This is a genomic window from Ruegeria sp. H8 (assembly GCF_056532905.1).
This window is the reverse complement of record NZ_JBQFNY010000001.1, coordinates 309,412-334,072: the sequence shown is the minus strand read 5'-3', so window position 1 is coordinate 334,072 and position 24,661 is coordinate 309,412. Positions and strand designations below refer to the sequence as shown.

At 59.2% G+C, this 24,661-nt stretch carries 18 protein-coding genes; 6 read left to right on the top strand and 12 right to left on the bottom strand.

The window, feature by feature from the left end:
• Positions 1-52: 52 nt before the first annotated feature.
• Positions 53-1,180, bottom strand: coding sequence for a peptide chain release factor 2 (prfB, locus tag ACR0A2_RS01540; protein ID WP_171362695.1), 1,128 nt, complete (start codon positions 1,178-1,180; stop codon positions 53-55).
• 77 nt (positions 1,181-1,257) lie between these two features.
• Between prfB and ACR0A2_RS01535 the strand changes: the two genes are divergently transcribed.
• Positions 1,258-2,085, top strand: coding sequence for an aminoglycoside phosphotransferase family protein (locus ACR0A2_RS01535; protein WP_480833841.1), 828 nt, complete (start codon positions 1,258-1,260; stop codon positions 2,083-2,085).
• On the opposite strand, the gene ACR0A2_RS01530 is transcribed toward ACR0A2_RS01535, so the two are convergent.
• The 3 genes from ACR0A2_RS01530 to ACR0A2_RS01520 all read right to left on the bottom strand — a co-directional run bounded on the left by ACR0A2_RS01530 (position 2,082) and on the right by ACR0A2_RS01520 (position 7,116).
• Positions 2,082-4,571 carry a penicillin-binding protein 1A gene (locus ACR0A2_RS01530; RefSeq protein ID WP_152458276.1) on the bottom strand — a complete coding sequence of 830 codons (2,490 nt, stop codon included), beginning with the start codon at positions 4,569-4,571 and terminating at the stop codon, positions 2,082-2,084. The two genes, ACR0A2_RS01535 and ACR0A2_RS01530, sit on opposite strands and share 4 nt — an antisense overlap.
• A 94-nt stretch (positions 4,572-4,665) precedes the next feature.
• Positions 4,666-5,886, bottom strand: a complete 1,221-nt coding sequence (locus tag ACR0A2_RS01525; RefSeq protein ID WP_480618208.1) for an N-acetylmuramoyl-L-alanine amidase — start codon at positions 5,884-5,886, stop codon at positions 4,666-4,668.
• A 66-nt stretch (positions 5,887-5,952) separates the two neighbouring features.
• The gene (locus ACR0A2_RS01520; RefSeq protein WP_480833840.1) at positions 5,953-7,116 is read right to left on the bottom strand and encodes a pyridoxal phosphate-dependent aminotransferase; all 1,164 of its coding nucleotides are present in this window, start codon (positions 7,114-7,116) and stop codon (positions 5,953-5,955) included.
• Here ACR0A2_RS01520 and ACR0A2_RS01515 point away from each other — a divergent pair.
• From ACR0A2_RS01515 to ACR0A2_RS01505, 3 genes are read left to right on the top strand one after another with little or no spacing between them, the layout of a single operon-like run.
• Entirely contained in the window at positions 7,115-8,497 is a 1,383-nt protein-coding gene (locus tag ACR0A2_RS01515) for a M48 family metalloprotease (protein ID WP_480833839.1), read from the top strand. The genes ACR0A2_RS01520 and ACR0A2_RS01515 overlap by 2 nt on opposite strands.
• Complete coding sequence (locus tag ACR0A2_RS01510; RefSeq protein ID WP_480833838.1) at positions 8,494-9,252, top strand: DsbA family protein; 759 nt, start codon at positions 8,494-8,496, stop codon at positions 9,250-9,252. The genes ACR0A2_RS01515 and ACR0A2_RS01510 overlap by 4 nt, the downstream gene beginning before the upstream one ends.
• 24 nt (positions 9,253-9,276) lie before the next feature.
• A complete protein-coding gene (locus ACR0A2_RS01505) occupies positions 9,277-10,356 on the top strand; it encodes an agmatine deiminase family protein (RefSeq protein ID WP_480833836.1) in 1,080 nt (359 codons plus the stop codon).
• A 9-nt stretch (positions 10,357-10,365) separates the two neighbouring features.
• Here ACR0A2_RS01505 and ispG read toward each other — a convergent pair whose 3' ends face one another.
• The 3 genes from ispG to hemA form a co-directional block, all read right to left on the bottom strand.
• Positions 10,366-11,487: a flavodoxin-dependent (E)-4-hydroxy-3-methylbut-2-enyl-diphosphate synthase gene (gene ispG / locus ACR0A2_RS01500; protein WP_170343969.1), complete on the bottom strand. Its 1,122-nt coding sequence runs from the start codon at positions 11,485-11,487 to the stop codon at positions 10,366-10,368.
• A gap of 71 nt (positions 11,488-11,558) precedes the next feature.
• Positions 11,559-12,764, bottom strand: a complete 1,206-nt coding sequence (locus tag ACR0A2_RS01495; RefSeq protein ID WP_480833835.1) for a helix-turn-helix domain-containing protein — start codon at positions 12,762-12,764, stop codon at positions 11,559-11,561.
• Positions 12,765-12,893: 129 nt separating this feature from the next.
• Positions 12,894-14,117, bottom strand: a complete 1,224-nt coding sequence (gene hemA / locus ACR0A2_RS01490; RefSeq protein WP_171328057.1) for a 5-aminolevulinate synthase — start codon at positions 14,115-14,117, stop codon at positions 12,894-12,896.
• A gap of 325 nt (positions 14,118-14,442) precedes the next feature.
• On the opposite strand from hemA, the gene ACR0A2_RS01485 reads away from it, so the two are divergent.
• The gene (locus ACR0A2_RS01485; protein ID WP_171115441.1) at positions 14,443-15,828 is read left to right on the top strand and encodes a dipeptidase; all 1,386 of its coding nucleotides are present in this window, start codon (positions 14,443-14,445) and stop codon (positions 15,826-15,828) included.
• Positions 15,829-15,981: 153 nt separating this feature from the next.
• Here the strand turns inward: ACR0A2_RS01485 and lpdA are convergent, their stop codons facing one another.
• Entirely contained in the window at positions 15,982-17,376 is a 1,395-nt protein-coding gene (lpdA, locus tag ACR0A2_RS01480; RefSeq protein WP_480833833.1) for a dihydrolipoyl dehydrogenase, read from the bottom strand.
• A gap of 213 nt (positions 17,377-17,589) precedes the next feature.
• Here lpdA and ACR0A2_RS01475 point away from each other — a divergent pair, with 213 nt between their 5' ends.
• Positions 17,590-18,024: a hypothetical protein gene (locus ACR0A2_RS01475; RefSeq protein WP_171228116.1), complete on the top strand. Its 435-nt coding sequence runs from the start codon at positions 17,590-17,592 to the stop codon at positions 18,022-18,024.
• Between the two features lie 43 nt (positions 18,025-18,067).
• Here ACR0A2_RS01475 and ACR0A2_RS01470 read toward each other — a convergent pair whose 3' ends face one another.
• From ACR0A2_RS01470 to ACR0A2_RS01455, 4 genes are all read right to left on the bottom strand, one after another.
• Positions 18,068-18,643: a DUF924 family protein gene (locus tag ACR0A2_RS01470; RefSeq protein WP_480833832.1), complete on the bottom strand. Its 576-nt coding sequence runs from the start codon at positions 18,641-18,643 to the stop codon at positions 18,068-18,070.
• A gap of 109 nt (positions 18,644-18,752) precedes the next feature.
• Positions 18,753-20,024: an MFS transporter gene (locus ACR0A2_RS01465; RefSeq protein ID WP_152458289.1), complete on the bottom strand. Its 1,272-nt coding sequence runs from the start codon at positions 20,022-20,024 to the stop codon at positions 18,753-18,755.
• Between the two features lie 111 nt (positions 20,025-20,135).
• Positions 20,136-21,182 (bottom strand): tRNA preQ1(34) S-adenosylmethionine ribosyltransferase-isomerase QueA, encoded by a 1,047-nt coding sequence (gene queA, locus ACR0A2_RS01460; RefSeq protein WP_171167678.1) that lies wholly within the window; start codon positions 21,180-21,182, stop codon positions 20,136-20,138.
• A gap of 42 nt (positions 21,183-21,224) precedes the next feature.
• Complete coding sequence (locus ACR0A2_RS01455; RefSeq protein ID WP_480833831.1) at positions 21,225-24,599, bottom strand: YhdP family protein; 3,375 nt, start codon at positions 24,597-24,599, stop codon at positions 21,225-21,227.
• Positions 24,600-24,661: the final 62 nt, after the last annotated feature.

Genomic DNA, 24,661 nt, shown 5'->3' with positions numbered 1-24,661 from the left:
AAGCTGCCAATGCCCTTTCAGAACGTTGAGGAAAGGGCTGTCACGCTTCACCTCAGCTGTCGCCTTGGGCCTCGGAGCGGCTCTTGCCCGCCACGTTCAGGGCCAGTGTGGCCGCCATGAAGCCGTCCAGATCGCCGTCCAGAACACCCTTGGTATCCGAGGTCTCGTAATTGGTCCGCAGGTCTTTGACCATCTGGTAGGGCTGCAAGACATAGGACCGGATCTGGTTGCCCCAGCCCGCATCCCCCTTGGCTTCATGTGCCGCGTTGATGTCGGCGTTCCGACGGTCCAGTTCCAGTTGATACAAGCGCGATTTCAGAGCCTTCATGGCGATATCGCGGTTCTGGTGCTGCGACTTTTCGGACGAGGTCACGACAATCCCGGTCGGAATGTGCGTGATCCGCACGGCCGAGTCCGTGGTGTTCACGTGCTGACCACCGGCACCCGATGACCGGTAGGTGTCGATGCGGATATCGGCGGGGTTCACTTCGATCTCGATATTGTCGTCGACCACGGGATAGACCCAGACCGAACAGAACGAGGTGTGCCGCTTTGCCGCCGAGTCAAATGGCGAAATCCGCACCAGCCGGTGCACGCCGCTTTCGGACTTCAGCCAGCCATAAGCGTTGTGCCCCGAAATCTTGTACGCAGCGGATTTGATCCCTGCTTCTTCGCCCGGGGTTTCGGACTGAAGCTCGACCGTATAGCCTTTTTTCTCGGCCCAGCGCACATACATCCGCGCCAGCATCGAGGCCCAGTCGCAGCTTTCGGTTCCGCCCGCGCCCGAGTTGATCTCGAGGAAGGTGTCGTTGCTGTCGGCCTCACCGTCAAGCAGGGCCTCAAGCTCTTTCTTCGCGGCCTTGGCCTGAAGCGCCTTGATCGCGGCTTCGGCGTCCTGGACAACTTCTTCGTCTTCTTCCATTTCGCCCAGCTCAATCAGTTCGATATTGTCGCTGAGATCAGTTTTGATGGACTCGTAGGTCTCGATCGCGTCGACCAGCATCTGCCGCTCGCGCATCAGTTTCTGAGCCTTTTCCGGATTGTCCCACAGGTTGGGATCTTCGACACGCGCATTGAATTCCTCAAGGCGATGCGGCGCGGTCTCATAGTCCATGCGCTGCGCCAGCAGCTCCAGCGACTTTTCGATTTCCGCCACAGTGTTCTGGGTTTCGGCGCGCATGGTCTTGTCCCAACTTGCTCAATCAGGCCTGCGTGATAGCAAGAGGTGCGAGACACCACAAGACGGGCTGAGCGTGAATGCAAGGCACATTCAAAGAGTTTCTGGACCGATGGGAATTGCATCAACCGGAACTGGTTGCCGAGACAGCCCAGGCGCGGGTGTGGAAGGTACAGTCGGAACACGGGCCGGCCGCCCTGAAACTCTATCGCGGACCGGATCGCGGCAACGAAGAACCCGGGACCGCTTTGTTGAAGGACTGGCATGACCGGGGAGCGGTTCGGGTTCTCAACGAGGAACGGAATGCCGTTCTGATGGAATGGCTGGAAGGCCCGTCTTTGGGGGACATTGCGCGGGCAGGACGCCCTGAAGACGCTGTTGCGATCCTTGCAGAAACGGCGGCGCGCCTGCATGGGAAGGCCACCGCTGACGTCGGTGGCTTGAAACCCCTGAACCAGGTGGTCGCCCCTCTGTTCGGCTGCGCCTTTGCTCCGGCCTGCCCAACCCTTCTGCGCAAGGACGTGCTGTCTGCCACGAATCTGGGTCAGCACCTGTTGATCAGCCAGCCCACGCCGGTACCCCTGCACGGGGATCTTCACCCGGACAACATTATTCTGACCCACAATGGCCCGCGGGTTTTCGATGCCAAAGGATATGCAGGAGATCCGGCCTTTGAACTGGCAAATGCACTGCGGCACCCAAAAGGCATGACCGAATTGGTGCGCGATCCCCGGCAGATCGAAACCTGCCTGTCGCTCTATTCCGAAGCCATGAATGTTTCAGAGAAACGGCTGGCCCAATGGGCAGCCGTCAAATGCGCCTTGTCCATCTGCTGGCGATCCGAAGGTGCCATCGAAAACGACCCGGAAGCCGACCTTTTGCGCCTTTTTCTGGACGTGGCCGATTAGTAAAGACCGCCGGTACTCAGATCGCCTTGCGTGGCCTTGGGGCCGACCGTGATGGTTTGACCGGTGGAGGTTTGAACCTGCACACCTGCGCGCTGCGCTTCCTCGAACAAAGGCAGGTCGGAACCAATCGCAAAACCACCGTCATAAACACGGTCGATGAACCCATCGACACCGTCGCGGAAGAACTCGGCCACGACATAGTCGCCAGTGGCGTCATCCGGCAGGCGGGCGCCGCTGAAACGGTCGATTTTGATAAAGTGACCACCTTCTGGAACCTTGAATGGCCCACCGCCATACTTTTCGACGGCTTTTTCCATGAAGCTCTGGAACACCGGGCCGCACAAGGTACCACCATAAGCCCCCCGTCCCATCGGGCGCGGGCGGTCGTAACCGATATAGCAGCCCGCCACGATGTTCGAGGTGAAGCCGATGAACCACGCATCCTTGGATTCGTTGGTGGTTCCGGTCTTGCCGGCCGTCGGCACCGGCAGGTTCACATAGCGCGAGGCGGTGCCGCGATCCACCACGCCTTTCATCATGGACGTCAGCTGATAGGCCGTGATGGCATCCATGACCTGCGCGCGGTCCGTGACAAGGGTTGGGGCCTCGTCGGGCTCGAGCCAGGTCGAGTTGCAATTCAGGCATTGGCGATCATCATGACGATAGATGGTCTTGCCGAACCGGTCCTGAATACGGTCGACCAGAGTGGGTTCAACCCGCTGACCCCCGTTCGCGAACATCGCATAAGCGGCGACCATCTTGTACAGCGTCGTTTCTTCGGACCCCAGCGAGTTTGCAAGGAACGCGCCCATCCGGTCATAGACGCCAAAGCGTTCGGCGTAGCCTGCAACCACCGGCATCGTGACCTCTTGCGCAAGGCGGATGGTCATCAGGTTCCGCGACTGCTCGATCCCGGTGCGCAACGGCGTCGGCCCGTAGAACTTGTTCGACGAGTTCTTGGGCCGCCACAAGCCCTGTGGCGTGTTCACCTCGATCGGTGCGTCCACAACGATGGTTGCGGGGCTGTATCCGCTGTCCAGCGCGGCGGCATAGACAAAGGGTTTGAAGCTGGACCCCGGCTGGCGCTGTGCCTGCGTGGCGCGGTTGAAAACGGTATCCTGATAAGAAAACCCGCCCTGCATCGCCAGAACGCGGCCCGAGTTCACATCCATCGCCACAAAAGCGCCCTGAACTTCGGGCACCTGACGGGCAGACCACTGCCCCTCTTCGCCCTCGACAACAAGGATCACATCACCGCGTTTGAAGTTCGCCGCAAAATCACCCTGCATCCACTTGATATCGGACCGCGGAATAGTGCCATCCGCAGGGCCGTCTTCGATCCCGACGGTAAGTTGCTGATCCGAGACATTCAGAACCACGGCGGGATACCAGCGGGTCGGCAGCACCACATCGCGCGGGATTTCCAGAAGCGACAGTGCCTCGCGCCACTGTGCCTCATCCGCAAGTTTTTCTTCCGGAATCACTTCGCCGGTGCCGCGCCATTTCCCGCGCGACCGGTCATATTTTTGCAACGCCGTGCGCAGGGCCTTTGCGGCCTCGACCTGCATTTCTTCGTCCACCGACGCACGAACCGTGAAGCCGCCGGTAAAGAACTCACCTTCACCAAAGTCCTCGCTCAGTTGGCGACGGATTTCGTCGGTGAAGTAGTCACGCGGCGGCAATGCGGTGCGGAAGCTTTCGAAATCGCCGTTCTGAACCGAGCGCAGCGGCATCTCGACCTCGGACTCATAGGTCGCCTGATCGATGTAACCGTTCTGGTACATCTCACGCAGCACATAGTTTCGGCGGGCCAGCAGGCGTTCCTTTTCCCGAACCGGGTGGTAATCCGACGGCGCCTTGGGCATCGCGGCCAGCATCGCGGCTTCGTGCGGGGCAAGTTCCTGCAAGGTCTTGTTGAAATAGGTCTGTGCAGCGGCCGTCACACCGTACGAGTTCTGACCCAGAAAGATCTCGTTCAGGTAGAGCTCAAGGATCTGCTCCTTGTCCAGGGTATCCTCGAGCCGGGTGGCGAGGATGATTTCCTTGATCTTGCGTTCTGCCCGGCGGTCGCCCGACAACAGGAAGTTCTTCATTACCTGCTGCGTAATGGTCGATGCACCCCGCACGGTCCCGCCTTTGGTGCGCACCGCTTCGACACCTGCCGCGACAATGCCGCGTGGGTCGTACCCCTGATGGGTATAGAAATTCTTGTCTTCCGCCGAAATAAACGCCTGCTTCACCAGATCGGGAATTTCCGCGGACGGCGTGAACAGGCGGCGTTCCTGCGCGAATTCGTCGATCAACTGGCCTTCGCCCGAATAGATCCGGCTGATCGTCGGGGGCTTGTACTGGGCCAGGGATTCGTGGCTGGGCAGGTCCCGGCCATACATCCAGAACACCGCACCGATCACCAGTGCGACCATGAAAATACCCAAGGTAACGATACTGAAGATCGCCCCGAAAAACGAAAGAATGAACCGGATCACGTTACTGCCTTTTTCTCGCGGTGGTGCCTATATAGTGTTGCACCGCCCAAGGGTCAAAACACCAAGCGTATTCTAGCCGTTTTGCGTCGCAAGGTCACTGGCCAATCAGGGATTTGCGGATCACATCCTGCTGACGCCAGTCTTCGATCCCCTGAAAGATACCCAAGGCCATTTTCGCCCGCCATTCCGAATCCCTGAGGTTTTCTCGATCTCTGGGGCTCGACAGAAATCCAAGTTCGACCAAAACAGACGGAATATCGGCCGCCTTGAGCACCGAGAACGAAGCGGTCCGCAGCGGTTTACGGTTCATCGGCCCGCCTTGCTGGGCCATCCCGTTGGCGATCGCGCTGGCCAAGGACCTGGTCCGCGGCATCGTTTCCTGGCGCGCCAGATCAAGTAGAACATCGGCCACCTGATCATCGGCACCATTCAGATCGATACCCGAGATCAAATCCCCCCGATCATGCCGCTCGGCCAGTTTTGAACTGGCCACATCCGAAGCATCGGCCGACAGGGTATAGACGGCAGCCCCATGGGCCTGACCTTCCGAAAGGGAATCCGCATGCAGCGAAATGAACAGATCCGCGCCAGCCCGATGCGCCAAGGCAATCCGGCGCTCCAACGAGACGAACTGGTCGTCAACCCGGGTCAGGACCACCTCATAACCTCCTGATCGCAAGAGAACTTCGCGCAGTTCGCGGGCAAAGGTCAGCATCAGGGTTTTTTCATCAACGCCGTCGATTTCGGCACCCGGATCAATCCCGCCATGCCCCGGATCGAGCATCACGCGCAACGGCCTGTCTGCCGAGCGCGCCGATGCCTGCGGCACATCAGCCGGTTCCGGCAGGTCCCATCCCGGGTTGCGCGGCGCACCTGCGGTTGCGTTGAACGTATCAAAATCCGTACCCTTGAGGTTGAGAGACAGCAGAGCCGCCCCCGAATCCTCGGCAACTGACAATACGGCAGTGTCTACGGCCATCGGAGCGCCCAGTTCCAACACCAGCCGCGACCAACCCGGAACATAGGCTCCGAATTGCACGCCGCTGACGCGTTCGGATTGCAGGAAATCCTTTCGGTTCAGCCCGGTCCAATCCACTTCGTTGAAGTCCAGAACCATCCGGTACGGATCCTGCAAGGTGAAGATCCGGTACGGCACCCCCTGGCTCAGGCCGATATCCACGCGAACGCCAGTTCGCCCCACATCCGTGATGCGGCTTTGGTCGGGCTGAACGCGTGCCAGCGCGCTGAAATCCTGCGCGACGGCACTGCCGCACAGCGCCCAGATCAGGGCGATGCAAATGAAGATCCTGCTCATGGCCTCAAGTTTTCCCGAGATCGTTTGCCGGGCAGCCTATACCACAAGGGCTGATTTGTGAACGGCTCAGGCAGGTTCCCCGATCACCTTCCGCTCGGTCATGAAAACGCGCAACCGTTCCAGCCCGTCCTGAATGTCGGCCGTCGAACGCGCATAGGAAAAACGCAACGTCGTATGGCCGCGTTGCGGATCGAAATCCAGACCCGGCGTGACCGCGACCCCGGCCTTGTCCAGAATCTCGGCCGCAAATGCGCGGCTGTCATCGGTCAGGTCAGACACGTCGGCATAGACATAGAAAGCCCCGTCCGGAGGCGCGATTTTCGTAAAGCCCGCCTTGGGCAGCCCGTCCAGCATCAGGGCGCGGTTTCGGCGGTACACGTCCAGATTGGCTTGCAGCTCGTCCTCGCAATCCATCGCGGCCAGTGCCGCAACCTGACTGGCATGCGGCGCGCAGATGAACATGTTCTGGGCTATCCGCTCGACCACGCGCACCTGATCCTCGGGCACGACCATCCAGCCCACGCGCCAACCGGTCATCGAGAAATACTTGGAAAACGAGTTGATCACATAGCACTCATCCGTCAGTTCCAGCGCGGTCACGGCCTTGGCCTCGTATTCCAGACCATGATAGATTTCGTCGCTGATGAAGGATGCCCCCTGCCCGTGTGCGGCTTCGATCAGCGACCCCATGGCGGCGTTATCCAGCATCGTGCCGGTAGGATTCGCCGGAGACGCCACCATCAGCCCCTTCAGGCCCATTCCCTGAATATCCGCTGCCACGGGTTGCAGACGATTTTCAGGCGCGGTCGGCAGATCGACCGGCACCAATCCAAGTGCCCTGAGAATCTGGCGATAAGACGGATACCCCGGCGCACCGATTCCGACGCGATCCCCGCTGTCGAACAATGCCGTGAAAGCCAGCAGAAACCCGCCGGACGATCCGGGCGTGATGATCACGCGCCCCGGGTTCAGGTCCACATCGTACCAATCCCCATAAAGCCGCGCGATACGCTTTCGCAGCGCAGGCAAGCCCAGGGACACCGTATAGCCCAACGGGCTGTGATCCATCGCCCTCGCCAGCGCCTCGGTCGCGCCCTTGGGTGCGCCGGTTCCGGGCTGTCCAACTTCCATGTGGATCACATGGCGGCCCGCTTCTTCCGCACGGCGCGCGGCCTCCATCACGTCCATCACGATGAAGGGATCGACCTCGGACCGGGTTGAGTTTCTCATGCCCATCTCCCATGTTGCAGCCATGGCTTTTGAACGCGTATCCCGGCTGACGTCAATCCCGGCTCTGATACTGTCGGTTGTCGTCTGGCTGACGGCGGCAACGCAATCTCATGGGCAAAGCCTGATCCGCGACCCCGATATCGAGCATGGCCTGCGCGAGCTGGCGTTTCCGGTTCTGCGCGCCGCCGGCCTGAACACCAACCGGGTTCAAATCCTTGTGGTCAATGACAACACGTTCAATGCCTTCGTCATCGACTACAACGCGATCTATTTGAATTACGGGCTGATCCTTACGGTCGAAAGCCCCGAAATGCTGCAAGCGGTGATCGCGCATGAGGCCGCGCATATCGCGAACGGCCATCTGGCCCGGCGTGCCGAAAACCTGAAGGCGGCGCGGCGCAATGCGGGCCTTGGTACCGCTTTGGCCCTGCTTGCGGCTGCGGCCGGAGGGGGTGAAGCCGCCATTGGCATCGCCGCAGGCACCCAAGGCGCCGCAATCCGCAGCTTTCTGGGCCATACCCGCGCCGAAGAGGCCTCGGCCGACCGAAGCGCCGCAAGCTATCTGCGATGGGCTCAGATTTCCCCCAGCGGCATGGTCGAGCTGCACAGGAAATTCGCGGGTCAGGAATTGTTGAGCGTCGCTAATCAGGACCCGTACATGCGGTCGCATCCCACCAGTCGTGAACGATTGCGCGCCGCCGAAGCGTTTCTGGATGAGTTCGGCGACAAGGCCGTTCCGAATGCCAATGCCGATTACTGGTTTGCCCGCGTCAAAGGCAAACTGTCGGCCTTTTTACGCTCACCCAGTTGGACATTACGGCGCGCCAAAGAAGAAACCGCTCAGGACATCCGCCTGATGCGCGAGGCTTCGGCTTATCATCAGAACCGTGATTTGGATCGCGCGCGTCGTGCCATCGACGAGGCACTGGCGCTGCGCCCGAACGACCCCTACTATTATGACCTGAAAGGGCAAATTCTGCTGGAAAACAGGCAAATAGGCGCGGCTGTTGAAGCGTATGGGAGCGCTGTTGAAATGGCTCCGAACGATGCGCTTATCCTGGCTGGATACGGGCGGGCGCTGTTGGCGCAGGGTCAAACCAAACAGGCCCTGAGCGTGCTGGAAAAAGCCCGCGCCCGGGACTACCGGAATGCCAGGCTGTTGCAGGATCTGGGTGTGGCCTATGCTCAGGTTGGCAATGATGGTATGGCATCCACCGTGACGGCAGAGCGGTATGCGCTGCAAGGGCGGTTGAAAGATGCCGGCATTCACGCGAAACGCGCCGTAGCACGACTGCCCGAAGGTTCACCGGGTTGGCAAAGGGCACAAGACGTGCTGATTGCGTCGGAACGACTCGACAAAGACAAAAGGAAACGGAAATGATCCTCAGACATGCTGCACCCGCCCTTCTGGGGCTTTCCATGGCGGCGACCTCGGCGCAGGCGCTGGACTTGAATGCGATGAACGATGCCGAGAAGGCGGAATTTGGTGCCCAGGTGCGCGAATACCTGCTGGAAAACCCCGAAGTGATCATCGAAGCCATCAACATTCTGGAAGAGCGCAATGCCGTCGCCGAAGCCGCGGCGGACAAAGAACTGGTTACCGCCAATGCGGATGAACTGTTCGATGACGGGTACAGCTGGGTTGGCGGCAACCCGGATGGCGACATCACGCTGGTCGAGTTTATGGACTACCGGTGTGGCTATTGCCGCCGTGCCGTTCCCGAAGTTACCAGCCTGCTGGCAGAAGACGGCAACATCCGCCTTGTGATCAAGGAATTCCCCATCCTGGGTGATGCGTCTGTGCTGTCCTCACGTTTTGCCGTGGCCACCAAACACGTGGCGGGCGACGACGCATATAAGCAGGTCCATGATGCCCTGCTGGAATTCACCGGCGAGCCAAGCGAAGTTGCCCTACGCCGCATCTCGGACGGTTTGGGGCTGAACAGCGACGAGATCATCGCGGCGATGGACAGCGATCGCGTCACGGATGAGATCGCGCGCACCCGTGCTCTGGCCCAGCGGATGCAGATCTCGGGCACGCCTTCGTTCGTGTTGGGCACAGAGATGCTGCGTGGCTATTTGCCAGCCGATCAGATGCAGCAGATCGTTAACGGTATACGTGCCGAACGCGGCTAAGGCCGGATCTGTCGGCGACGTGCCATGAAGCGGCGGGAATTTCTGGTGGCCGGAGGAGCGTTGGGTATGACGTGTTTCTCTGGCCAGTCTATTGCGCAGTCCGCGACCGGCTTCCACGTGCCGGCCGAAGACGCCCGGCATGAACGCACTTTCATGCAATGGCCGGTCAGCCGAACCGTCTATCCCGACCCCGTTTTTCTGGAAATGGTAAAGGGGACCATTGCGGAAATCGCAAACACGATCTCTGCTTTTGAACCCGTCACAATGCTCGCCGGATCGGAACATCACGCAGACATCAGCAAACGGCTTTCTGCGGCGGTCGAGATCTTGGATGTCCCGACCGAAGATCTGTGGTGCCGGGACGCAGGCCCGGTCTTTGCGATCAATACCCGTGGCGCGCTTGCGGTCCAACAGATCCAGTTCAATGGGTGGGGAAGAAAACAGGTTCACGCACATGATGCGAAAATTGCCGGCAGAGTGGCCGAAAGGCTGGGTCTGCCCCTGTTGCCGACCGGGCTGATCGGCGAAGCCGGTGGCGTCGAGCAGGATGGGCATGGGACGCTAATGGCGCATGAAAGCTCTTGGGTGAATGACAACCGCAATCCCGGCCTCACTCGGGACGAGATCGAAGCCCGGTTGTTGGCGGCCTATGGAGCCAAACGCATGATCTGGTCCGAAGGAGTCTGGGGCGAAGATATCACCGACTATCACATTGACAGTCTGGCCCGCTTTACCGGCCCCGGTCGCGGCATCATCAACTTGCCGGATGAACCGGACAAAGATGATCCTTTCCACATGGCCGCGCTGGACACCCATGATCGTCTCATTGCCGCGGGCATCAACATGGACGTGATACCCGAGCCGCATTTCCGCCGTGTCGAAGACCCGGATTTCGTGGCCTCTTATGCCAATTACTACGTCTGCAATGGCGGTGTGATTGCGGCCCGGTTCGGAGACTCGGAAACAGACAGGATCGCGTCGGAAACGCTTGCAAGGCACCACCCTGGGCGTGAAGTCGTGACGCTTGACGTGGATGTGCTGGGAGAGCTTGGCGGCGGCATCCATTGCGCCACACAACAGATGCCGGTTTTTCAGATGTCGTGAAGAAACAGGCTATTCAGCCGCTTCAGCCGCCGCATCCAGTTCAGCCGCCTTTTTCTCGACCTCTTCCACGATGTGATCGATCATCTGGTCGTTCGACATCTTGTGGCTGGCTTTGCCGGCCAGATAGACCATGCCGGACCCTGCCCCGCCGCCGGTGAAACCAACATCGGTCATCAGCGCTTCACCCGGCCCGTTGACCACGCAGCCGATGATCGACAGGCTCATCGGCGTCTTGATGTGTTCAAGGCGATGTTCCAGCGCCTCGACGGTTTTGATGACATCAAAACCCTGCCGCGCGCAGGATGGGCACGAGATGATATTGACACCCCGATGGCGCAGGCCAAGGGATTTGAGGATTTCAAACCCGACCTTGACCTCTTCCACCGGATCAGCAGACAGGCTGACGCGGATCGTGTCGCCGATCCCCATCCACAGCAGGTTGCCCAACCCGATGGCCGATTTGATCGTGCCGCTGACCAGCCCTCCGGCCTCGGTAATGCCCAGATGGATGGGGGCATCCGTCGCCTCGGCAATGCCCTGATAGGCCGCGGCCGACAGGAACACGTCGCTGGCCTTTACGCTGATCTTGAACTCGTGAAAATCATTGTCCTGAAGGATGCGGATATGTTCCAGCCCGCTTTCGACCATCGCCTCGGGGCACGGCTCGCCATATTTCTCAAGCAGGTGCTTTTCCAGGCTGCCCGCGTTCACGCCGATGCGGATCGAGCAGTTGTGGTCGCGCGCCGCCTGGATGACTTCTTTTACGCGGGTTTCGTCGCCGATATTGCCGGGATTGATGCGCAGACAGGCAGCGCCCGCTTCGGCGGCCTCGATCCCGCGCCGATAGTGGAAATGAATATCCGCCACGATGGGCACCGGGCTTTCCCGAACGATCTGTTTCAACGCCTTGGACGACGCCTCATCAGGAACCGAGACGCGAACGATGTCAGCGCCGGCCTCAGCCGCCGCCTGTACCTGCGCCACGGTCGCCGCCACATCGGTGGTCAGCGTGTTGGTCATGGTTTGAACGGCAATAGGTGCATCACCACCAACGGCGACGTTACCGACCATGATTTGACGGGATTTACGACGATAGATGTCGCGCCATGGGCGCACGTGATTGAGGGACATAAGGACGGATCCGCGTCTGCCTGAGTTGCGATAGTAGATAGTTCGGCAACCGGGTTATCGCAATGGCTAGATCACTCGGCGGGCGTTTCTGTCGCCTCGGTTTGCAGTTCCGCCACCAGTTGCTTGAGCGCACTGTTCTGTTCCGCCTCCAGATCGGCGACGGCGTAGGCCTCGGACACGGCGTCTTTCGACAGAACGACACCCTTGGCGACCGTTCCCGGAGCACCTGCCGGGCCGTAATGTTCACCGTTCATCGCGAAATATACCGATCCCGACGCGCCCGCACGCAATGTCGGCGGTTCTTCCGTCAGGGGCACTTCGAATACACTGCCTTGCTCGACGGTTCCCAGCGTACCTTCGAAAATGACGCTGCCATCCGCAGCCGTCACACGCATCCAAGCGGGGTCAACTGCCACGATCTTGAGCGTGGTGTCGATCTGTTCGACCACTTGCGGCAGGGCCGGTTTTTCGACCGTGTGCAGTTCAGCCACTTCGAACTGCGGCAATTCGGGCGGGCGGAAGGTCCCAACCTCGCGCGGATCAAGCGTTGAGATCGGAGCATCCCGCGCAACCAGCACCGGAACATCCAGTGCCTGCGGACGATAGAGACGGTCCAGTGCCTCGGCGCTTGCCACTTGTGCAGCGTCATCAGACACGTTGCTGCGCGCCGCATCCAGCGGATCCAGATCAGACAGAACCACCGGTGCCTGTTCAACCGGGCTGACCTGTACTTGCTGAATCTTGTTCAAAACAGCCCAGCCGCCATAGCCAATGCCACCGATCACCGCCAGCAAAACCAGCGACGAGCCGATTGCGCGCGGTTCAATCTGGCTGACCAGAGACTCCTTGCCCGGAATATAGGGCGTATTGGGCGAAATGAACGGATCCCGCCCCATCGGGCCGCGCGCAGGCAGAGCCCCGGAAGGTTTCCGCACCACCGAGGCCTCTGCGGACATGCCATGCGCGACCTCAAATCCGCTTTCCTCGCAGAAAGTCGCGAAGGTCTCATCAGGGTTCATACCCAGATAGCGCGCATAGGAACGCACATACCCGGCGATAAAGCCGGGTGTATCAAACGCATCGGGGTCGGCGTTTTCAATTGCAGCGATATAGTTGGCTTTGATCCGCAGCTCGCGCTGAACATCCAGAAGAGATTTGCCCATCGTTGCGCGTTCACCGCGCATCTTGTCGCCTAGGCGAACTTCGTAGTCGTCAAACCCTTTTGGTCTGACATCTACGTCCTCTTCGGATTCGCGCTGAGATCTGCGCCCAATCATCCCTGCTGCCCCATTCTGCCTGTCGCGTATTTCGCGTAAGTGGCGAATCATCCCCAGAATGATTCGTCTACTCGTTTTGTTAGCGTAAGCTTAACACGCGGCAAACTCGTTGCACACTTTGGCGTTAGGTTATCCGGCAAGTTCGGCGCGATTTAGCGCACAATGTGACCAAAGTTCGTCCATCGCCTGTACCAGACGGTTCATTTCGTCGGGTCCATGCACCGGAGACGGGGTAAAACGCAGACGCTCGGTTCCGCGCGGGACGGTCGGGAAATTGATCGGTTGCACGTAAATACCATAATCGTCCAGCAGCATATCGCTGAGCTTTTTGGTGTGAACCGGATTGCCGACGATCACAGGTACGATATGGCTGCCGTGGTCGATCAGCGGAAGGCCCATTCCCTTCAGCCGCAGCTTGAGGATCTTCGCCTGAGTCTGGTGCTGCTCGCGCAGCTCAGACGCGGTTTTCAGGTGCGCAACGGATGCAGCAGCCCCTGCGGCAACTGCCGGCGGCAACGATGTCGTAAAGATAAAGCCCGGCGCATAAGACCGCACGGCATCGCACATCTTTGCGCTTGCGGCGATATAGCCCCCCATGACGCCATATGCCTTGGCCAGAGTGCCATTGATGATGTCGATACGATGTGCCAGCCGGTCACGCTCGGTCACGCCGCCACCGCGCGGGCCATACATGCCCACCGCGTGCACTTCGTCGATATAGGTCAGCGCGCCGAATTCATCTGCCAGATCGCAGATTTCTTCGATTGGACCAAAATCGCCATCCATCGAGTAGACGGACTCGAACGCGATCAGCTTGGGTGCGGCGGGATCGTCCGCCTCAAGCAATTCGCGCAGATGCGCCAAGTCGTTATGACGGAAGATGCGCTTGGCCCCGCCGTTTCGGCGCACCCCCTCTATCATCGAAGCATGGTTCAGCGCGTCAGAATAGATGATCAGCCCCGGAAACAGCTTGGGCAGCGTGCTGAGCGTGGCGTCGTTGGCGATATAAGCACTGGTGAACAAAAGCGCGGCTTCCTTGCCATGCAGATCTGCCAGTTCGGCCTCGAGCCGTTTGTGATAGACCGTTGTTCCCGAGATGTTGCGCGTACCGCCCGATCCCGCACCTGCGGCTTCGACCGCCTCGTGCATTGCGTTCAGAACAACAGGGTGCTGGCCCATGCCCAGATAGTCATTGCCACACCATACGGTGATGTTCTGCTGCGAGCCGTCCGGGCGCGTGCGTACCGCGTGCGGAAAGTGTCCGTTGCGACGTTCGATATCGATAAAGGTCCGGTAACGTCCTTCGTCATGCAGCCTGGCAATCGCTGAATCGAGCTGAGCAGTATAGTCCAACGGACCCTCCTTGAATGCCCGTTTCCGGTTTCCCTTGGGCAATTAGTCTGCCACATCCAACAGCTTAACCTGTATCAGCAGCTTTGTGTTACTTTATTCAGCTGGTTACAGCCGAACAGGTGAACCCAACTTTGATTTGCATCAAATATAAGTTTGCAATGCTCACGGCAAGTACAGTTCCGTCCTTCGGACGCGTGGAAACGACGCAGCCCGCGCAACGTCATTCGCGGGCTTGTGATTGCATGAACAATTCAGATCAACCGCTCTGGACGGCGCCGTCAACGCTGCTAGGGTTCGCGCGAACACAGACAAGCAGGAGATCCCCATGTCGCTAGACACCGTGCTGAACCGGATTGACGAAGATCTGCAAACCTCGATCGACCGCCTGATGGAGCTGCTGCGCATCCCTTCGATCTCAACCGATCCCGCGTACAAGGCCGACGTCAGCCGTGCGGCCGACTGGCTGGTTGCCGACCTCAACAGTATCGGAATTGCAGCAGAAAAACGGGAAACCCCGGGACACCCGATGGTCGTAGGCCATGTGGGCGAGGACTCGGATGCACCCCATATCCTGTTTTATGGCCATTATGATGTGCAACCCGTCGATCCGTTGAACCTTTGGACGCGCGACCCGTTTGACCCCGCCATCGAAGATACCGAGCACGGCCACGTCATCCGCGGGCGCGGGGCATCGGACGACAAAGGTCAATTGATGACATTCGTCGAAGCCTGCCGCGCATGGAAAGCGGTGCACGGATCCCTGCCCTGCCGCATCACCTTCTTCTTTGAAGGCGAAGAGGAATCCGGCTCACCCTCGCTGGTCCCCTTCCTCGAAGAAAACGCGGCCGAACTCAAAGCGGATCTGGCGCTGGTTTGCGATACATCCATGGTGTCGCGAGGTGTTCCGTCGATTGCCGCGCAGCTTCGCGGCATGCTGAAGGACGAGTTCACGATCATCGGGCCCCGCATCGATCTGCACTCCGGCCATTACGGTGGCCCGGGGCTGAACCCGCTGCGCGAGCTGTCGAAGATCGTTGCCTCATTCTATGATGACGAAACCGGGCGTGTCGCGGTCGATGGTTTCTATAAAGGCGTTCATGAAGTGCCCCAGGACCAGCTGCGCCAGTGGCAGAATTGCGGTTTCGATGAAGCGGATTATCTGAATTCGGTCGGCTATACCCAGCCGCACGGCGAAAAAGCCTATTCGACGCTCGAACAGCAATGGGCGCGCCCGACACTTGAGGTGAACGGGCTGTGGGGCGGATACAATGGCGCAGGCTCGAAAACCGTTATCCCTTCGGAAGCGCATTGTAAAATCACGTGCCGACTGGTCGGCGACATGGACCCCGACGCGCTGCGCAACAAGATCCGCAAACATGTCGAGGATCGCCTGTCCCCGGATGCAAAAGTTGTCTGGGACAACGATCTGGAAGGTTCGCCCGCTTCGGTCATGAATATCGATCGCCCGGAATTCGAAGCCGCGCGCAAAGCACTGTCGGACGAGTGGGACCGCGAAGCGGTGTTTACCGGCATGGGCGGCTCGATCCCCGTCGTCGGGTATTTCAATACCGTTCTGGGGCTGGATTCGATGCTGGTCGGCTATGCCAACGAGGACGACGCCATCCATTCGCCGAATGAGAAATACGACGTCAAAAGCTTTCACAAGGGCATCCGTTCGTGGGCCCGCATTCTAGATGCTTTGAACAAGTAACGGATTTCAGCGAGGCTCTGCCTCGCGCTCCGGGATATTTGCCGCCAGATGAATAAAAGATCCCTTGTTCATCGGGCCCAAAATATCCCGGGGGAGCCGCGCGCAGCAAGGCGGGGGCAGAGCCCCCTGTCCGACCGCAACACGCGTATGACGTTACATGTGGATCACGCGGCCATAAGCGTCCAACACGCTTTCATGCATCATTTCTGACAGAGTCGGGTGCGGGAAGACCGTGTTCATCAGGTCTTCTTCGGTGGTCTCCAGCTGCCGCCCAACCACATAGCCCTGAATCAGTTCGGTGACTTCCGCGCCGATCATATGGGCCCCCAGCAGTTCGCCTGTCTTGGCGTCGAACACGGTTTTGATCAGACCTTCCGGTTCGCCCAGAGCAATGGCCTTGCCGTTGCCGATGAAGGGGAAGCGACCCACTTTGATGTCATAGCCCAGCTCTTTGGCCTTGGCTTCGGTATATCCCACCGAGGCCACTTGCGGCTGACAATAGGTACACCCGGCGATGCTTTCGGGCTTGACCGGATGCGCATGCTGGCCCGCGATCAGATCGGCAACCATGACACCTTCGTGGCTGGCTTTGTGTGCAAGCCAGGGCGCGCCCGCGATGTCACCGATCGCATAAAGGCCATCGACGCCGGTGCGGCAATATTCATCCGTCACCACATGCGTGCGGTCGATCTTTACACCCAGCGCCTCGAGCCCGAGGTTTTCGACATTCCCAACAATCCCGACAGCCGAGATAACGGTGTCGAACTCGTGCTTTTCAACCTTGCCCTTGACCTCGATATGAGCGGTTACCTTGCCCTTGCCGCGATCCAACTGCTTGACCATGGCTTTTTCCATAATGGTCATGCCTTGCTTGGTGAAGGCTTTCTTGGCCAAGGCACTGATTTCCGCATCCTCCACGGGCAACACGCGGTCCATCACCTCGACCACCGTCGTGTCGGCCCCCAGCGTGTTGTAGAAACTGGCAAATTCGATGCCGATCGCGCCCGAGCCGATGACCAGCAGCTTCTTTGGCATCCGGGGCGGTTGCAGCGCGTGCTTGTACGTCCACACCAGATCGCCGTCAGCCTCGAGACCGGGCAGTTCGCGGGCCCGTGCGCCGGTTGCCAGAATGATGTTCTTGGCCGACAGTTCTTCGATGCCTTTGTCGGTCTTGACGCTGACCTTGCCTTTTGCGGGGATCGTCGCCTCACCCATCACCACGGCGACCTTGTTTTTTTTCAGCAGATGGCCGATGCCGCCCGAAAGCTGCCCGGCAACACCACGGGACCTCTTGACGACCGCGTCCAGATCGTAACCGAGCTTGTCGGCCTTCAATCCGAAATCCTTGGCGCGTTCCATCAGATGGAACACTTCGGAGGACCGCAGCAATGCCTTGGTCGGAATGCACCCCCAGTTCAGGCAGATGCCACCAAGGTGCTCCCGCTCGACTACGACGGTTTTCAGTCCAAGCTGGGCCGCACGGATGGCGGCGACATAGCCACCGGGGCCAGCCCCGATTACGATCAGATCATAGGATTGTGCAGCCATGTGTTCCTCTCGGCGCAGGTGGTGAAAATTTAGTTTACCATTAAACTATTTTCAGAAACGCATCAACACGCGTCCCCGCGACAAATGAGACGCAGGGTAAACCTTACCTGAATATGCGGATTTCAGCCTATACGCAGGCCCGTGCTATGGCTAGAACAGAAACGCCGACGCCGCTCGGACATTTGTGAACACATTGAATTCAAGGGGTTTACCATGGCCAAAACACTTAAAGATCTGGCGCTTGCTCTGCTAAACGCAACTTTGATACTTGTGGCGCTGTGCTTGTTTTTAGGCTGGAAGCTGGCATCGAAAGTCGAAAGCGTCTCGGCGGAATTCTCAGAGACAGTGCAAGTTCTTGCCCCTATTCGGGATGAAGCGAAGGGCATTCGGGGCGAGCTTTCCGCGTTGCGCGGTGATTTAACGACGCTGATGAGGGAAAACCAAGTTACGGACAGTCAAACCGCTCAAAATATCCAGGCAACATTGCGCCGCCTGAACGCGGTTGAACAAAAGCTACAAACTGCGCAGGAGCGATTCACAGAACTTGCAGAGACACCAGAGGTTTTGATCGCCCAAGCCATACAGACCGGAGCAGACATCGCGTCCGAACGGGTCTTGTCGTTCAAAGGGTGCGAGCCGGGAGCCTGAGACCCCCGCACTAACAACAGAGGCTCAAAACCTTTGTACGGTCTCAGGCCATTGCTTGCAGCTCTCGCACAGTGCTGCCATAGCCGCCCATGTCGACGTAAGCCTCTTCATGGGGGGTCGAGCTGCGCGACAGTGCTTTGTTCCGGTAAGGGAAACGACCGAACTTGCGGATCACTTCGCGATGCGCACGGGCGTGCAGCAGATTGCTTGGTTCGCCGCTCAGGTTCTGACAGATCAGACGCACGCAGCGTTCCTGATCGCACAGATTTTCCGAATGCATCATCGGCAGGTAAAAGAACTGCCGGGCCGGTTCATCGATCTTCTTGTCCCAACCTCTGTCCACCGCGCATTTTGCAGCTGCCAGGGCCGCTCGGTCCGTCGCGAAAGCACGCGCTTGCCCGCGGAACATGTTGCGTGGAAACTGGTCCGTCAAAATTATGTAAGCCAGTGACCCGCTGGGATAGGTCAGCCAGAGCGAAAACTTGCCCTCGGCCGCAGCCTCCCACGTTGATTGAAAACGTGCGCGGATTTCTGAATCCAGCGCTTCATCCTCTATGTACCAGCCCTTTGGACCCACCTCATCTAACCAAAAACTCAATACTTCTTCAGGCGTTACCATTGCCTTAAACTCCGTCTTGTGCCCGTAGTTTGGACGTAACGTCATTTAAGGCCGTTTTACAGAACTGTTACAGTAACATATTGCAACACTTGCGACATAATCCTGTGTCCTAGGCATCTTCCTGCTCAGCCTGTTCGGCCTCGGCGGCTTCGATGGCGACTTCCTGTGCCACTTCAAACGCAACTGGCGAGGCTGTTGGATACAGCGTCGACATTGTGCCGGTTTCGTCCACAGGAATCGATGCCCGCTGCGTCGTCCGATACAGAGCGTAAAGTGCCATTGCGAGTAACAGTGCCGCAATAAAGAGAAAAAAGCCCGGTGGCCCGAATACGGCATCCCCCATCAGCCAGCCGGTGATCACCGGCCCGGCAATCGCGCCCAGACCGTTGATGAATACCAGCCCACCGGATGCGGCCGCCATGTCCTCGTGATCCAGAAAGTCATTCGCATGCGCGATCAGCAGTGAATATAGCGGGTTGGACATACCGCCGATCAGGAAAGCCGAAGCAAGCAGAATTGGAAACGATCCACCCATCATCATAGCGATCGTTGCGCCACCGGCACCGGCGAGCGCCACAAGCAGGATCAGAAAGCGGCGATCCATACGGTCAGAGAACCAGCCCAAAGGGTATTGCAGAACCACAGCACCGATATAAAACGCCGCAACGAAGGTCGAAATTTCAACAAGCGACAGCCCTGCCCGGGCGCCATACACCGCCGCCATGCCGAACTGCGCGGAAAACACACCCCCCAGAAGAAACATGCCCACGCAGCCCAGAGGCGAGGTTTCCAGTAGTTGCTTCAGGGTCATCGGTTTGGTGGTATCAAAGGCCGGTGTCGGCGAGATCGACAGCAAAATCGGTGCGAAGGACACTGAAACCAGGATCGAGGCGATCACAAACGTCTCGTAACCGGCCGGGTCGCCGACAAGAACAAGCGCCTGCGCACTGATGATCCCCGTCATCTGTACGATCATATAGAGCGACAGCGCCTGCCCGCGATTTTCATTGCTGGCCGCATTGTTGAGCCAGCTTTCGGCAGTGACATAGACGCCAGAAAAACAGAACCCGATCACCACCCGGCCCAAAGCCCACGCGATCGGGTTGGTCAGCATGGGATACATGATCATCACGGCCGAAATAAACGACGCAAGGGCCGCGAAGACCCGCACATGGCCAACGCGCCGGATCATCTCGGGCGCAAGGCGTGAGCCGCCCAGAAAACCCAGAAAATAGGCCGACATGACAAAAGACATCTCGAGGGTCGAAAAGCCTTCGATCTCACCCCGCACACCCAGAATCGTGCCCTGAAGGCCGTTTCCGACCATCAGCAACCCCATGCCGAGCAGCAGCGCCCATGCGCTAGAAAGGACCTGAATCATTGGGGCCTCCGACTAATGCCAACCTGATTTTAGTGTCGTTCTGCGATCAAAGACCGCCTACGTAGCGCTTGTCTACGACATTCCCGATCCGCGATGCTGTTTCCGCGCCTCTCAAGGGATCAAAAGCGACGCGTCGCCATAGGAAAAGAACCGGTATTTCCGGGCGATGGCATGCGCATAGACATCGCGCATCCGATCCTGCCCCATCAGTGCCGAAACCAGCATGAGCAACGTGGATTTCGGCAGATGAAAATTGGTCATCAATGCGTCAGTGACATGGAATTCAAAACCGGGATAGATGAAGATATCCGTTTCGCCTTCCCAGGGTTCGATCTTTCCTGACCTTGCCGCACTTTCGATCAAGCGCAAAGCCGTTGTCCCCACCGGGATCACCCGCCCACCGGCGGCCTTGGTTGCCTGTATCTCGGCGGCGGCGTCGGGGCTTACCTGCCCCCATTCAGCATGCATCTTGTGTGTTGTGACATCCTCAACCTTGACCGGAAGAAAAGTCCCTGCCCCCACATGAAGCGTCACATGCGTGAAGCTTACCCCCCGTTTTGCCAGCGCCTTCATCAGCGCCTCATCGAAATGCAATGATGCGGTCGGGGCGGCCACGGCACCGGAATGATTTGCCCAAATGGTCTGATAGTCCGTCTTGTCCCGTTCATCAGCCGGACGTTTGGCTGCGATGTAGGGCGGCAGAGGCATTGCTCCGGCCTGATCCAGCGCCGCGTCGAAATCCTCACCGCTGAGATTGAAGCGCAGATACGCCTGGCCATCCGCAACCCTGTCCAGCGTGGCGCTGAGATCATCCGAGAAGACAATCTCTTCCCCAAGCTTCACCTTCTTGAGCGGCTTGATCAACGCAGACCACGTGCCATCGGCCTGTGGGTCCAGCAAGGTGGCCTCAATCCCTGCGGAAACCGGCCCCTGCGCGCTGTCCCGGTGGCGTCGGCCGTTCAGTCGCGCCGGAATGACCCGTGTGTCATTCAACACCAGCCGGTCACCTGGCCGCAGGAAATCGGGCAGGTCGAAAACATGGCTGTCCGTGATTGCATCCCCCTGCGCCACCAGCAAGCGCGCAGAGGAACGCGGGCTGGCCGGCCGCGTGGCGATCAGGTCTTCGGGCAGATGGAAATCAAAATCGCTAAGTTTCATGCCCGCGCCTTATAACCCTGCATCAGATTCGGCCATATCCTGTCAGCGGTCACTTGGGGATGAGCCAAATGTGCGTTTGGGTTCATCCGGTTTCTGCGGCACTGCGTTCGGACCATCCTGAACTTTGGGTGCCGGGGCACGCATCAGGTCGCGCAGGAACAGAGGTGCGAGACCGGACAACGGATTTACCGACACTTTGGGCGAGGCAAGTGGGCCGGTCAGGGTGTAGTTGAAGCCAAAGACGCCCTCGCCCTTGCGCGTAAACACGCTGCCAACTGCGTTGAGGAGGTATATGGGCGAGATCGCACCGCGCAGGTTCAGCAAGCCGTTCACCGTATCGATGGTGCCATCAAAAGACAGGCCCATCGACGGGCCGACGGCACTGCCGCTGAGCACTTTGATGTCTGTGGGGGTGACACGCATCCGGCTGTCGATTGCTGCAAAAAAGATACCCTGTCCGGCCATTTCATCCAACAGGCCCACAAGGCTGATGGCATTCAGCAAGGCCGCCATGGCCGGGGCGTCGGTTATCCGCGTGTTGGTGATTTTCAGTATCACGTCATAGCTACCCGGTGCCGTCACAGGTTCGAGTTTGAGATTCATTTCTCCGCCCCGCGCCTGTGTCAGTACTCCGGCCGATCGCAGCACGGACCCCGCATCTTGCGACGTCAGGTCAACAGCACTTCGGTTCCCTCTGGGGCTGACCTGCCCTCTGACCGGCGCGCCGCCATTGACCTGCGCGGTGAAGTTCCCTTGTATTCCGCCCGTCGTCTGAAATTCGCCCCGGAACCCGGTCAGCGCGACGGTTTCCGTAACCTGAAGGCGATCCAGAGCCACGTCCAGTTTCGGCCCGGCGCCGCCCCCGCCGCCCGATCCGCCGCTTTCGCCGAAATTCGCGCGACCCATATCAAGGACGCCGCCAAGCACACGGATATCCGGCATGGCGTTTCCGCGCCCGATCAGCTCTGCCGGGACCGCCAGCCAATCGCCCAGGTCAAAAGAGGTGAAGCGAACCCGGTCGTATTCGCCGTTTTCACGAAACGTAATGGAGGCAGATGTACGCAATCCGGCTGCATTTATGCGCAGACTATCCACCTTCAACTGCGACCCCAAAGTCGCTTCGGCCGTCAGAGAGCCGGTCGAATTGGCCCCCTTTCTCCAACCAAGTTCGGGTATGGCCAGCGCGACCCCCTGCAAATCGGATGTGACGGATAATTTCGGGACAACCCCGGCGCCGAGCCCCAACGTGATATCTGCAATCCCTTTGCCGGTCAGCATACCCGGAGGCAGACCGGCGCCGATCTCATCCATCAATCGCGGCGACAGCTCGATCTGACCGGTCAGGGTGCTTCGCTGTTCAGACTTGCCGTCTATCGGCTGCCGCCAGAGCGCCGTCAGCGGCACGTCCCCGAACTGCCCCTGCCCCTGAATCTGAACGCCGGACTGATCACCAGAAAGGTCCAGAAGATCAGCACTGACGTCAAATCCGGGCACCAAGCGGTCACTGAACAGGTTTGCCAGCCGGCCTTCAAAATGGAACTCGGTCTCGTCAAACTTGAGACCCTTTTTCAAGGGCAGGGAAAGGGTTCCGGCCAGCGACACCGTTCCTTTCGCCACATCAACGGGCAACCCTGCCTTGCTGAGCAACTCCAGCGGAGGCCGGTCCAACAGCGACAACGCGGCCGTCACGCTGCCTTTGGCCTGAATGCGCGCAATCGCAGGCGCTGATTTCTTGATATCCGTGTCGGGTATGATGAAGGACGTCCCCGACGCATCAACAGCACCGCCGTCATCCGCAATCACGACGCCCTGCTGCGCGGTCACCGTGAACCTGCGGTTGATCAGGCTGGCCTGACCCTGCGCCCTTTCGATCGGCGGCAGCGTTTTGACAAACCGGATCTTCGCCTTTTCAAACCCGAAATCCAGATAGAGATCCGGTTTCGATCCGGGCAGCAGGCGCAGGGCAAAGTCCATATCCGAAAGAACCCCTTCGTACAGGTTTTCGGTCACCCACTCTCGCGGTTTCGGGGCCAGACGTTCGGGCCAGTATCCCAGAACTTTGTCCGACGTCATTTGATCCAGATGTGCGTCCAGCTTGACGGCCCAGCCATCCGGCCGCCCGGTCAGGACGCCAAAGGCACGCACCGTGTGTCCCGGATCTTCGATGGTCATCTGACCCAGTTGCAGCTGGAACGGGTTGAGGGCCATCTTGAAATCCAGGCTGGCCCGCGAAAGCTGAATAGGTTGCGGGAACAGGTTTGCCGGGTTTACGTTGATACCGGTCAGCTGCAACTGTGCAGACAGGCTTTCCAGCACGCCATCTTCCACACCTTCCAGATACGCCTTTCCGTCAGCCTGAACCTCACCCCAGGCCGAGGCCACCGAAACCTCGTTGAAATTCAGGATCTGGCCTTCGGGGTCATAGGTGAAATAGGTGCGCGCGGATTCGAAGGGAACCGGGCGTGTTTCCGGGTTTGGCTGCACCGCCCCCGCCCCCAGATTCAGCGTGGCGTACAAAGTTCCGATCGCTCCGTTTTCGTCGACACCACCGCGCAAGGCACCCGAGATCGGGGCCCGCAGAACCTGCAACCAGGCAAGGGCGGGCGTTTGGCCTGCGATGTCCTCGGCCGGAAGATCGGTGACCGAGATTCCGAATTGTGCGGCAGGTGTGCCCAGAACGCTTGTGTAATTGGCCTCGATGGCACTGACATAGTCACGCCCCGCCAGAACCGAAAACCCGGTTGCCAAGCGCACTTCGTTGCCGCTTCGGTTGGCTTGAATATGCCCACCGTCCAGAATCCAGGACCGCCCCTGCCTAAGATCGCGATAATCCAGTGTGATCGCATCAAGCTCGACCGAGGTCAGCGCCGATAGCGCCGGAGACAGGAAAACCTGATCCGAAGCCTCGATAAGCTGTGCCAGGTTCGGGGCCTCCTGCACCGGTGCGCTGCCGGACCCGACCGTAAGGCTCAGCGCCCCGTCCTCGTCTCGGGTCACGGCGATCTGCGCACCCCTCAGAATGATTCTTTTGGGGCGAACGTGCCCCCGCAACAAGGGGCGCATGGCCAGACTGGCGCGCATGTCGGACACCTGCGCAATTTGCCGACCCTCAGCGTCGCTGATGGCCACATCGGTCAGACGCAGACGGGGTCGCCATCCCTCGTGAATGATGAAACTGACATCGCCAAACCGGATTTGCAGCCCGCCTAATGCCTGTTCAAGCCGCGCCTCGACCCTGTCCCGCAGCCAGACGGGGGCGTGCATTCGTTGTCCGACAACCATGAAACCGGTGAACAGCGCCAGAAGTACCAGCACGAAAGTGCCGCGCATGGCCCACAGACCAGCGGCCCGGCGGCGAGACCGACGGCGCGCGGGCTTAACGGGCTGTGCTCCGTCGTCGTCTTCGTGCTGCTTCAAATTGCTATCCACGCCTTCCAACCCGCACGCGTTGCCCTATGATATCAGGCAGCCTTTAAAAA